This window comes from Arthrobacter phoenicis, from assembly GCF_047238215.1.
GTDB lineage: Bacteria > Actinomycetota > Actinomycetes > Actinomycetales > Micrococcaceae > Arthrobacter.
Genome location: NZ_JBDFMK010000001.1, coordinates 743456 through 754707, shown reverse-complemented (window position 1 = coordinate 754707; position 11252 = coordinate 743456). Strand labels below are relative to the sequence as shown.

Below are 11252 nucleotides of genomic sequence, written 5' to 3'. Positions count from 1 at the left end.
GGTGCGCCGTCGGCGTTTAAGCTTCTCTTAAATCCGCCGCTAGTGGTCGTAGCAGCGGACGTCCGCCGCTAGTCGTCGGCGCGGCGACCGCCCGCTGCGGTGGCGTCGTCAGCGTCCGCTGCGGGTCCGGTGGCCGGCTCCGTGGCCAGGTCCGGGTCCGTGTACTGCGGGGCGCCCGTGCCGATCACGTCGTAGTCCGGGTCCGTCACCGGGGTCAGCCCGGAGTCGACCTCGCCGTTGTTGACCCGTTCCCGCCAGGCGCCGGTCTCAAAGTCGCGGTCCTCGATGAACTTCTTGAACCGCTCGAGGTCCGCGGCCACCTGCCGGGAGTCCAGCCCCACGGCGGCGCCGAGCTTCTCCACGGCACCTTCGGGCTCCCAGCTGAGTTCCACGTCGACCCGCACGGAGCCTGGCGTGAGCTCGGTGAAGCGCACCGCGCCGGCATTCCGCGGGGCGTCGATGCTCTCCCACGCCACCAGCCGGTCCGGTTCCTGCGCCGTGATCCGGGCATCGTAGGCGCGCTGGACGCCCCGGATGCTGGTCTCGAAGTGGACGGTGGTGTCATCGAGCTGCCGGACGCTGTCGACGCCTGTCATGAACTGGGGAAAATCCTCGAACTGGGTCCACTGGTTGTAGGCCTGCTTGACGGGGACGTTGACGTCGATGGATTCCTGCACTGTTGCCATGCGCTCTGTACTCCTCTGGTCGGATAAAGCCCGGCTCTCTGCGGCCTGATTCACAAGCTATCCGCAACAGGGTATCCGGCAAAGTCCGGGCACGAAGGCGGGCACGATGGCCGGGGCGGCAACGGCAAAGACCCGCGGGCTAGCCGCCGCCCTTCTTGCCGCCCTTGGCCTTACCGGGTGCCTGCTGTTGAGCCTGCTGGGCGGCGGCCTGTTGGGCCGCTTGATTAGCGGCAGCCTGGTCGGCGGCGGCTTGATCCGCGGCCGCCTTGGCCGCCGCGTCGGCTGCAGCCTGCGCCGCCTTCTCCTCCTCGGCGGCCTTGGCGGCGGCATCCTTGGCGGCCTGCTGCTGGGCGATCCGGGCGTTCAGGTCGTTCCGGACGGCGTCGATGGAGGATTTGATGCTCTGGTGCCTTTTGAAGGAGACCTTGCCGTCCGCGGCGGCGGTGTCCAGGGCGGTGGTCAGTTCATCCAGCTGTTTCAGGGCGCCCGGGGAATCGTCGGCGGCCGCGGCCTGGGTGACGGCGAGGACGCGCGACTGCAGCTGGCCGGCTGCGGCGGCATCCAAATCGGGGGCGGGGGAGGCACATCCGCCCAGCGCGCCGGCCCCGACGATCAGGGCCAACACCGCGCCGGCGACTCGGCGGTTCACGAGGCGCGCGTCGTTGGAGGACAGACCGGTCATGGGTTCACGCTCTCTTCCAGCTGCTTCAGGTGCTCGCCGATGTCTCCCGTCACGGCCGGGTACGGGACCGGCGGCGGTGCGGCGGGCGCCGCGGTCAGGGAGAGCAGCACGGCGGCGGCAACCGCGAGCAGCACGACGACGGCGAGGGTCAGCAGGAGCTTGGCCCGCAGGCCCAGCGGCCGCCGGGCGGTGGCGCGGCCCGGTGCGGCTGAGAGGCCCGGCCGGGAGGCGGGCAGTGCGGCAGTCGAGGGGATGGGCGGCAGAGCGGCGGTACCCGGCGCCGTCGTCCGGGCCGTCGAGGCTTCACCTGAACCTGCGGCGACGTCGGCACCTGAACCCGCGGCCGCAGCTCTCGTGGCATTCCGGGACCAGCCCCGGGCCGGACCCTTGGCCGACTTCGGCGGCCGGGCCGGGGGCGCGGGAAGCATGCGGGTCTGCTGCTCGGCCAGCGGGCCGGGCAGGTAATCCGGGGAGACCAGGGCCTGGCGCAGGACGGGCTCGAGGTCCGCGGCGGCCGGGCGCTCCAGTGGGTCCAGGGCCGTCATGGCCCGGATCAGGCCGGCCCAGGCGGCGGGCACGTCGTCGGGGATGGCGGGTGCCCGGTGCAGCCGGGCCACCGCCGATTCGACGGCGCTTCCCGGATACTCCACGGTTCCCTTGATGCACTCCAGGAGCACCAGGCCCAGGGAGTAGATGTCGCTGGCCGGGCCCATGTCCGCGCCGCGGGCCTGCTCGGGGCTGAGGTAGGCGGCAGTGCCCACCATGGTCCCGGTGGCGGTGAGGCGGGTCCCGTCGGCGATCCTGGCGATGCCGAAGTCGGTCAGCTTGGGCCGGAGCGGCTCGCCCGGCCGGGTCCGGACCAGCAGGACGTTGGCGGGTTTGATGTCCCGGTGGATGATGCCGAGGGAGTGGACGTACGCGAGGGCGTCGGCCAGGCCGGCGCCGATCACGGCCACCTCGTCCAGGGGCAGCGGGCTGTGCCGGATCCGGGTGCGGAGGTCCTGCCCGTCCACCAGTTCCATGGTCAGGAACGGGCGGGGCTCGTCCGGGACGCGGGTGTCGGTGCCGGCGTCGAAGAGGGTGACCAGGCCGGGGTGGTTGAGGGTGGCCAGGAGTTCGATTTCGGCCTGCTGCCGGCGCAGTTCGTCGGCATCGGAGGCCTGGGGTGCGAAGAGCTTCAGCGCCACGTCGCGGCCCAGGTTCTCATCCTTGGCGGTGTAGACCGAGGCCATTCCGCCCCGGCCAATGACCTCTCCCAGTCGGTAGCGGCCGCTGAGAATCTCGGCCGTGACCTCGTTGGGCGACGTGTCCACGGGTACCCCCTGTTGCATCCGACGCCGCGGTGGCGTCCTAAGGAAATGATACGGGTATGGGTATCGCGGTCCGACGCGGGGCGGAATGGCCCCCATGGTGGTGCTGGTACTTGACGGGTGCTGTGCCCTTGTTCCTGTTCGTGACCTTTCTGACAGGGGCGCCGCCGGGGATAGAGACTTTTCCGGCAACGGCGCCTTGCTGGCACGGGATTGAAGGGTTCCGCCGGGGCATGCACGGCCGTTGGATCCCCCAGCGGACCCAACGACCACGCCCCGGCGCTCACGAGAACCTGCGCGGGGCGGCCTGTATCACGGCGGGCGTTCCGCAGTGGCCGGGAGGACACGGCTGCGACGGCCGCCCGGGACCTGGTGGCGGCGTGGCGCGACGGCGGGACTCTGGTTGAAGCGGGAAACGGGTGCCGGGGTCCGGCGGGGGGTGGGGCACATGGAAACATCTCCTGACGAGCTGGTGGCGGGCGCAAGAGGCGGCCCGCGGGACGGTTCTCTGCAGAGCGATGCTGCAGAGGACGGTCCAGCTAGTCGGGAGAGGAGCCGGGATCCGCGGTGACGGCGCGGTAGGCGTGCTGGAGCGGGCCGCTAATGGGCTCGAAGCCCAGCGGCGGTACGACAAGGAAGGCATCCGGCAGCCAGGCGGCGGTGCCGGACGCACTGCCGGCGGTGGAACCGCCGCCGGATCCGGAGCCTGGGGCGGGCGGGAGCGCAGAGGGAGCCGGGAAGCCCGTTCCCCCGCCCCACGGGTGCGGCAGGTCGTTGTTGCCGGCGGGCGCGGCGGGGGCGCCGTCACCTGCGGGCGCGGCCGTACCGGCCGACCCTGTCGGGACGGTGGCGGGCGCGGGCGCTGGCAGATTCGGCTCCGGCAGGACCAGGACCGGGCTGAACGACGGATGCGTGGCAGCGTAACTGGTGATGCTGCCGACGTTTTGACGCACGACCACGGGGGCCGGGCTGCAGGGGAGCGCCGGGTCAACGGCGGCGACTGTCACCGCGGTGGCCGGGCTGGCGGGACCTGTGGGCTGGCCGGAGGCGGCAGGCCGGCCCGGGGAAGCTGCGGGCTCGGCGGCCGGGGGAGCGGGCGACGGGCTGGTGGGGGACGTTGCGGGGGAAGCGCCGGTGGATCCGGCCAGCGGGTCGACGACGGGCAGCACCGGAACGGGCGACCCCGGGACGGTGACTACCGGGACAGAAACCACCGGGACGGTGACGACTGGGACGGTGACCACCGGCACGGGAGCCGTGGCTGAGGGCGTCGGCGTCGGTATCGGTGCGGGCATGGTGGGGGCCGGGGCCGGTACGGGCGCGGGAGAAGGCGAAGGGGCCACCACCGGCGGCGCCGGTTCCGTGACGACGGGAACGGGCACGACGACGGGGTCCGCGGGCGGCACGGGCGCCGTGACGACCGGGGTGGGATCGGGAGCAGGGGCCGGCTCCTGCACTGGTGGATCTTGTACGGTCGGCTCCGGGGCGGCGACGGGAGCGGTGGCAGGGTCCGGCTGGGGCTCGGTGGCCGGAAGAGCCGATTCGGCGGGCGCGGGTGCCGGTGACGCCGGCGTAGCCTCAACGGCGGGCGCCGTGGCCGTTGCCGTCGGCTCCGGGGTGGGCGTCGCGGTGGCTTCCAGTGCCTCGTCGGTCATGGGCAGCTGGATCATGGTGCCCAGCGAGGTTTCCACGTGGCCGGCTGCAACGGTGATGGCGGCCGGCTCGTCGGCGCTGGCCGCGGCGGCGCTCAGCGTCAGCCAGGCACAGACCGCCAGCAGGGCCAGGAGGAGCCGCCGGAGCCGGAGACGCAGGGGAGAAGGGCCCGCCGCTTCACGCATGCGCAACACCCCTCCCCGGAAAGGCTCGATGATTGGCCTATAGCGTAGAGCCAGGGGTAGCGGCGCGTCCAGAGCGGGAGGGCACTATTAGTCCCGGATTCCGGGTGCCTGGTCAGCCGACCGGGCGTCCGCCGGGGGCGCGCCTCAGCGAACGTGCACGTCGTTCGGGTAGCTGACCCCCAGCTGGGCGCGGACGCCGTCGAACAACCGCATGGTGTCGAGGGAGTCCTGCAACGGCATCACGGGGCTCTCGGTTAGCCCCTGCTGGATGCAGCGGGTGACCTCGCGCAGCTCGTAGCTGTAGCCGCGGCCCACCGTGGTGAACTGTTCCGTCCGCGGGTCGTCGAAGCCCACCCGGACCAGTAGCTCCCGGGGGTTGTTGATGGATCCCGGGCTTTGCAGGAACCCCTTGTTCCCGGCCACGGTGGCGGTGCGCGGCCCGTGCGCCAGCAGGGACGAGGTCAGCTGCGCCTGCGCCCCGTGGTGGTAGCCGAGCGTCAGGGCGTTCTGGGCGTCGACGCCGTCGTCGTTGACGAAGCCGGCGGCGGTGACCGTCTGCGGGAAGCCCAGCGTGCCCAGCGCCCAGAGCAGCGGGTAGATGGTGATATCCAGCAGGGCTCCGCCGCCGTCCCGGGGCGCCCAGAGCCGAGAGGTGGGGGAGTAGGGGGCCGGAAACCCCAGATCCGCACCGACCCACTGGACCTCGCCGATCTCGCCGGACGCGGCGATCTCGAAGGCCCGCTGCATCGCCGGCAGGAACCGGCTCCACATGGCCTCCATCAGGAACAGTCCGTTGGCGCGGGCCAAGTCGATCAGCTCGGCCGCCTCGCGGGCATTGACGGTGAGGGCCTTCTCGCAGAGGACGTGTTTGCCGGCTGTGAGAGCGGCCTTGGCGATGGCATGGTGCTGGGCGTGCGGGGTGGCGACGTAGACGACGTCGACGGCGTCGTCGGCCAGCAGGTGCTCGTAGCCCGGTACCCCGTCCCGGTCCCCGTAGGCGCGGGCGAAACCGTAGTCCGCGGCGAAGGCATCCGCAGCGGCCTGGCTGCGGGAGGAGACCGCGTACAGCTGCGCGTCCGCGAGCAGTTCCAGGTCCCGGGTGACGGTGGCCGCGATCCCGCCGGTGGCGATGACGCCCCAGCGCAGCCGGGCTCCGGTGGCGGTCCGGGGATCCTGGTCGGGTTGGTCAAAGAGCCAGGGCCTGGCGATCGGGGCGTTCATGCTGCCATCCTCTCACCCGGGGCGCCGCCGTCGTCGTCCCTGGCCAGCCGCCGCCCCGAGCCCCCAGGCCCCCGGACGCAACAGGGCCCCGACCCTCCCGCAGCGAACTGCGGGGGAGCCGGGGCCCTGATGGTGGAGCGGAAGACTACTTGGTGATCGGTCCGAGTACCGGATCGTCAACGTAAGCGGTCTTGACGTTCTCCTTGGTCACGATGACCGGCTCCAGCAGGAACGCCGGAACGGTCTTGACCTTGTTGTTGTAGGACTTGTCGTCGTTGATCTCAGGCTTCTTGCCGGCCTGGATGTCCTTGACCATGGTGATCGCGTGCTCAACGAGCTTGCGGGTGTCCTTGTTGATGGTGGAGTACTGCTCACCGGCCATGATGGACTTGACGGACTCAACCTCGGAGTCCTGACCCGTGATAACCGGCAACGGCTTGCCTGCAGCCTTGACCGAGGTCAGGACCGCGCGGGCCAGCGTGTCGTTCGGGGACAGGACGCCGTCAAGGGTGGTGCTGCCGTAGCTGCCGCTGAGCAGGGTGTCGGCGCGACGCTGGGCGTTCTCAGCCTTCCAGCCCTGGGTCACAGCCTGCTCGAAGGAGGTCTGGCCGGAAACGACCTTGAGGGTGCCGTCGTCCATCTTCGGCTTCAGCACGCTCATTGCGCCGTCGAAGAAGACCTTCGCGTTGGCGTCATCCGGGGAACCGGCGAACAGTTCGATGTTGTACGGGCCCGTCGGCTTCTTGGCCTTCATGCCGTCCAGCAGGGCCTGGCCCTGCAGGACGCCAACCTTGAAGTTGTCGTAGGCGACGTAGTAGTCGACGTTCTCGGTGTTCAGCAGCAGACGGTCGTACGCGATGATGGTCGCGCCGGCGTCCTTGGCCTGCTTCAGCTGGGTACCCAGCTGCGCACCGTCGATGGCACCGACGATGATGACCTTGTCCCCCTTGGTGACCATGGCGCTGATCTGGTTCTGCTGCTCGGAAACGCCACCGTTGGCGAACTGAACATCAGCCTTGAAGCCGGCACCGTTGAGGCCATCGTTGAACAGCTTCTCCGCCAGGACCCAGTTCTCACTGGTCTTCTGCGGGAGAGCGACGCCGATCGGGGAGTTCTTGGGGAACGCCTCGCCGCCGCTGCTCGCGGAACCGGAGGTGCCGGTGTCGGCACGGCCGCAGGCTGTCAGCGCCAGTGCCGCAATAGCAGCGATTGCTGCTGCCTTTCCTGCTTTACCAATCATTTGCATTGCTTGGTTCACTTTCTTTTTGATGGTGTGTGGAGACTCGGTGGTTTAGGGGAAGGGATCCGGTCAGGATTCCTTGGCGATGACCTCTTTGGTGGAAGTGGTCTCGTCGGCCTTGATCTCGTTGCCGCGGCCGAAGTTTTTCATCATCATGCCGATGATCGATTTCTTGCCCTGCGACTTGTTGTAGACGTCGAACGCAACGGCGATCAGCAGGACCAGGCCCTTGATGATCTGGGTCAGGTCGGCGCCGACGCCGAGCAGCTGCAGGCCGTTGTTCAGGACTGCCATCACCAGGCCACCGACGATCGAGCCGATCACGGTGCCGACGCCGCCGGTCACGGCCGCGCCGCCGATGAAGACTGCCGCGATCGCATCCAGTTCCCAGCCGACGCCGTCGAACGGGCCGGAGGCGGTGGAGCGGCCGACGAAGATCATGCCGGCGAGGCCGGCGAGGATCGACATGTTCATCATGACCAGGAAGTTGACCTTCTTGGACTGGACGCCGGAGAGTTCGGCCGCGTGGCGGTTGCCGCCGACGGCGTAGACGTGGCGGCCGATGACCGTCTTCGAGGAGATGAAGCCGTAGAGAAGGACGAGCACGGCCAGGATCAGGCCGGGGATCGGGAACGAGGTGCCCGGGCGGCCGGTGGCGAAGAGGTACGTCGCGTAGAGAATGGCCGCGCAGATCAGGACCAGCTTGGTGATGGTGACCCAGGCCTCGGGCACGTCGGCGCCGAGGGACTTGGCCTTGCGGCGGGCGCGCAGTTCGCTGACGATCACGAAGACGGCGCCGGCCAGACCCAGCAGCAGGGTGAGGTTGTTGTAGCCGGTGTTCGGGCCGAACTCGGGCAGGTAGCCGGAACCGATGTACTGGAAGTCGTTGGGCACCGGGATGGTGTTGGACTTGCCGACGTACTGGTTGAATCCGCGGAACAGGAGCATGCCGGCGAGGGTCACGATGAAGGCCGGGATGCCGACGTAGGCGGTCCAGAAGCCCTGCCAGGCGCCGATCAGGGCGCCCAGGAGCAGGCCGAAGAGGATGCCGAGGTACCACGGGATGCCCCAGTCACGGATCATCAGGGCCACGCTGACACCCACGAACGCGGCCACGGAGCCGACGGAGAGGTCAATGTGGCCGGCGATGATGACCAGCACCATGCCGATCGCGAGGATCAGGATGTAGGAGTTGCCGTTGAAGAGGTTGATGACGTTGCCCGGGGTGAGCGTGCGGCCCTCGGTGAAAATCTGGAAGAAGACGATCAGCGCAACCAGGGCGAAGATCATGCCGAATTGGCGGGTGTTGCCGCCAAAGAGCTTCTTGAGCGCGTTCATTGTGTCAGTCCTTGTAGTCCGGATTGTTCTGGATCGCCCGGGGTCAGGCAGTCTTGCGGGCGGAGGTCATCAGCTTCATCAGGCTTTCCTGGCTGGCTTCCTCTTTAGTCAGCACGCCGGTGATGGCGCCTTCGAAGATGGTGTAGATGCGGTCGGAGAGGCCCAGCAATTCCGGCAGTTCCGAGGAAATGACGATCACGCCCTTGCCCTGGTTGGCCAGCTGCTGGATGATGCCGTAGATCTCGTACTTGGCGCCGACGTCGATGCCGCGGGTGGGCTCATCGAGGATCAGCAGGTCCGGGTCGGTGAACATCCACTTGGCCAGGACGACCTTCTGCTGGTTGCCGCCGGAGAGCTTCGCGACGCCTTCCTCCACCGACGGGGTCTTGGTGCGCAGCGACTTGCGGTACTGCTCCGCGACGGTGAACTCCTCGTCGGCGTCGACCACGTTGTGCTTGCTGATCTTCTTCAGCGCCGCCGAGACGGTGGTGGCCTTGATGTCGTCGAGCAGGTTCAGGCCGAGGGACTTGCGGTCCTCGGTGACGTAGCCCAGGCCGGCGTTGATGGCCGCCTTGACCGTCTTGAGCTGGATTTCCTTGCCGTCCTTGTAGATGTGGCCGGAGATGAAACGGCCGTAGGAGCGGCCGAAGAGGGAGCGGGCCAGCTCGGTGCGGCCGGCACCCATCAGCCCGGCGAACCCGACGATCTCGCCGCGGCGGACGAAGAAGCTGGAGTTCTTGCAGACCAGGCGGTCCTGGATCTGCGGGTGGCCGACGGTCCAGTTCTTGACCTCGAAGAAGGTCTCGCCGATGTTCGGGGTGTGGTCCGGGAAGCGGGACTCCAGGGTGCGGCCCACCATGCCCTTGATGATGCGGTCCTCGTCGACGCCGTCGGCCTTCACATCGAGGGTCTCGATGGACTTGCCGTCACGGATGATGGTGATGGAGTCCGCGATCTGCTCGATCTCGTTCAGCTTGTGGGAAATGATGATCGAGGTGATGCCGCGGCCCTTGAGGCCCAGGATCAGGTCCAGCAGGTGCTGGGAGTCGGACTCGTTCAGGGCTGCGGTGGGCTCGTCGAGGATGAGGAGCTTGACCTTCTTGTTCAGCGCCTTGGCGATCTCGACCAGCTGCTGCTTGCCGACGCCGATCTCCTTGACCGGGGTGTCCGGGTCCTCGCGCAGGCCCACGCGGGCGAGCAGTTCGGTGGAGCGGAGCCGGGCCTCGGCCCAGTCGATCACGCCGCGCTTGGTGGGTTCGTTGCCCAGGAAGATGTTTTCCATGATGGACAGTTCGGGGATCAGCGCCAGTTCCTGGTGGATGATCACGATGCCGGCGTGCTCGCTGGCCCGGATGTCCTTGAACTCCTGGACTTCGTTCTGGTAGACGATGTCGCCGGTGTAGCTGCCGTGGGGGTAAACGCCCGAAAGGACCTTCATCAGGGTGGATTTGCCGGCGCCGTTTTCACCGCAGATGGCGTGGATTTCGCCGGCCTTCACCCGCAGGTTCACCTCGGCCAAAGCTTTAACGCCGGGGAACTCTTTGGTGATGGAGCGCATCTCGAGAATTACGGGATCGCTGTGCGTGTCGAGGGACGTCATCTGCCCTTACGCCTCCAATGCATGACTTCGTTGTCCGCCCCTGCAAACCGCAGGGCCGTCTGATGGAAAAGTAAACTGGATCACGTCGTTGTCGTCAAGTCTTTAACGCAACGGACGGATAACGGTGGAGCTAGTTGCGCCGGATTCCGGCCTGCTGGAAGACCAGTGCGGTGGCCCCGAGGGCCTCGGCGCGGTCGCCCAGGGAGGACATGGTGAGGGTGGTTGTCTCGCCGATCACGGGCACGGCGTGCCGGATCAGGCCCCGCCGGATGGGGTCCAGCAGGAGCTCGCCGAGGCCCGCCAGCGGCCCACCGACGACGATCACTTCGGGGTTGATCAGATTCGCCACGTTGCCCAGCGCACGCCCGGCGGCGAGGCCGGCGTCGTCCACAACCCGCAGGGTGGCGGAGTCCTTGGCGAGGGCCTTGCGGACGATGTCCTCGCTGGTCATGGGTCGGTCGTCGCCGCGGCTGAGCAGCTCCAGCATGGTGGTGGTGGAGGCGACGGTTTCCAGGCAGCCGCGGTTGCCGCAGCGGCAAACCAGGCCGTGTTCGTGGATGGTGGCATGGCCGATTTCGCCGGTGATGCCGACGTTGCCGTAGTAGGGCATCCCGTTGATGATCAGGCCCGCGCCGATGCCCGAGCCGATCTTGAGGAAGAGCAGGTTGCTGGTGCCGCTGTGCGGTCCCCACGTCACCTCGGACAGGGCGCCGAGATTGGCGTCGTTGTCCACGAAAATCGGCAGATCAAGGGCTTCCTCGAGCCGTTCCAGGATGTTGATGCCGACCCATTCGGGGAGGATGGCGCCCTGCGCAACGGTCCCGGAGCGGCGGTCGATGGGGCCGGGGATGCCGACGCCGGCACCCACCAGGGCGCTGCGTTCGACGCCGCTGGTATCGAGCAGCCGGTCAAGGACGGCGACGGCGGCGGCGATGCCGTCCTCAGCGTGGTGGCCCAGCGGCAGGAGCACCGCCTCCTCGGCCAAAACGTGATAGCTCAGTGAGGCCAGCACCACGCGCAGGTGCCGGCGACCGAAGTCGATGCCCACCGCCACGGCACCCTGGCTGTTGAGCCGGACGTTCAGGGCCCGGCGGCCGGAGCTGGTGGTCGGTTCCGTGGAGGCGAGCCCGGCGTCCTGCATGATCTTGACGATGTTGGAGACCGTGGCCGTGGAAAGTCCGGTCTGCCGGGCCAGTTCAGCCTGCGTGGACGGGCCCGCGAGCAGGCATTCGATGATCCGTTGCTGGTTCAAATGGCGGAGCGCGGACTGCGACCCGGGGTTTTTCGTGCGGCTCCTCGTTGAGCGCGTTGGTGAGGGCATGCAAAGAAGCGTGCAC

9 protein-coding genes are annotated in these 11252 nt (G+C 68.4%); all 9 read right to left on the bottom strand.

What is annotated here, in order from left to right:
• Positions 1-68: 68 nt before the first annotated feature.
• Entirely contained in the window at positions 69-686 is a 618-nt protein-coding gene (locus ABC337_RS03370) for an SRPBCC family protein (RefSeq protein ID WP_412882371.1), read from the bottom strand.
• A gap of 139 nt (positions 687-825) precedes the next feature.
• Positions 826-1368 (bottom strand): mucin-associated surface protein, encoded by a 543-nt coding sequence (locus ABC337_RS03365; protein WP_412882372.1) that lies wholly within the window; start codon positions 1366-1368, stop codon positions 826-828.
• Positions 1365-2681: a serine/threonine-protein kinase gene (locus tag ABC337_RS03360; RefSeq protein ID WP_412882373.1), complete on the bottom strand. Its 1317-nt coding sequence runs from the start codon at positions 2679-2681 to the stop codon at positions 1365-1367. The genes ABC337_RS03365 and ABC337_RS03360 overlap by 4 nt, the downstream gene beginning before the upstream one ends.
• Before the next feature lie 536 nt (positions 2682-3217).
• Entirely contained in the window at positions 3218-4516 is a 1299-nt protein-coding gene (locus tag ABC337_RS03355; protein ID WP_412882374.1) for a hypothetical protein, read from the bottom strand.
• A gap of 144 nt (positions 4517-4660) precedes the next feature.
• Positions 4661-5737 (bottom strand): Gfo/Idh/MocA family protein, encoded by a 1077-nt coding sequence (locus ABC337_RS03350; RefSeq protein ID WP_412882375.1) that lies wholly within the window; start codon positions 5735-5737, stop codon positions 4661-4663.
• A 145-nt stretch (positions 5738-5882) separates the two neighbouring features.
• Complete coding sequence (locus tag ABC337_RS03345; RefSeq protein ID WP_412882376.1) at positions 5883-6983, bottom strand: substrate-binding domain-containing protein; 1101 nt, start codon at positions 6981-6983, stop codon at positions 5883-5885.
• Between the two features lie 63 nt (positions 6984-7046).
• Positions 7047-8315, bottom strand: coding sequence for a multiple monosaccharide ABC transporter permease (mmsB, locus tag ABC337_RS03340; RefSeq protein WP_412882377.1), 1269 nt, complete (start codon positions 8313-8315; stop codon positions 7047-7049).
• Between the two features lie 43 nt (positions 8316-8358).
• On the bottom strand, positions 8359-9915 hold the full coding sequence (gene mmsA, locus ABC337_RS03335) for a multiple monosaccharide ABC transporter ATP-binding protein (RefSeq protein WP_412882378.1): 1557 nt from the start codon (positions 9913-9915) through the stop codon (positions 8359-8361).
• Positions 9916-10045: 130 nt separating this feature from the next.
• Positions 10046-11236 (bottom strand): ROK family transcriptional regulator, encoded by a 1191-nt coding sequence (locus ABC337_RS03330; protein ID WP_290258833.1) that lies wholly within the window; start codon positions 11234-11236, stop codon positions 10046-10048.
• Positions 11237-11252: the final 16 nt, after the last annotated feature.

What these genes read in the sequence shown, in the direction of transcription:
- ABC337_RS03370 (WP_412882371.1), bottom strand. Translation starts at nt 686, where the DNA reads ATGGCAACAGTGCAGGAATCCATCGACGTCAACGTCCCCGTCAAGCAG.
- ABC337_RS03365 (WP_412882372.1), bottom strand. Translation starts at nt 1,368, where the DNA reads ATGACCGGTCTGTCCTCCAACGACGCGCGCCTCGTGAACCGCCGAGTC.
- ABC337_RS03355 (WP_412882374.1), bottom strand. Translation starts at nt 4,516, where the DNA reads ATGCGTGAAGCGGCGGGCCCTTCTCCCCTGCGTCTCCGGCTCCGGCGG.
- ABC337_RS03350 (WP_412882375.1), bottom strand. Translation starts at nt 5,737, where the DNA reads ATGAACGCCCCGATCGCCAGGCCCTGGCTCTTTGACCAACCCGACCAG.
- ABC337_RS03345 (WP_412882376.1), bottom strand. Translation starts at nt 6,983, where the DNA reads ATGCAAATGATTGGTAAAGCAGGAAAGGCAGCAGCAATCGCTGCTATT.
- mmsB (WP_412882377.1), bottom strand. Translation starts at nt 8,315, where the DNA reads ATGAACGCGCTCAAGAAGCTCTTTGGCGGCAACACCCGCCAATTCGGC.
- mmsA (WP_412882378.1), bottom strand. Translation starts at nt 9,915, where the DNA reads ATGACGTCCCTCGACACGCACAGCGATCCCGTAATTCTCGAGATGCGC.
- ABC337_RS03330 (WP_290258833.1), bottom strand. Translation starts at nt 11,236, where the DNA reads ATGCCCTCACCAACGCGCTCAACGAGGAGCCGCACGAAAAACCCCGGG.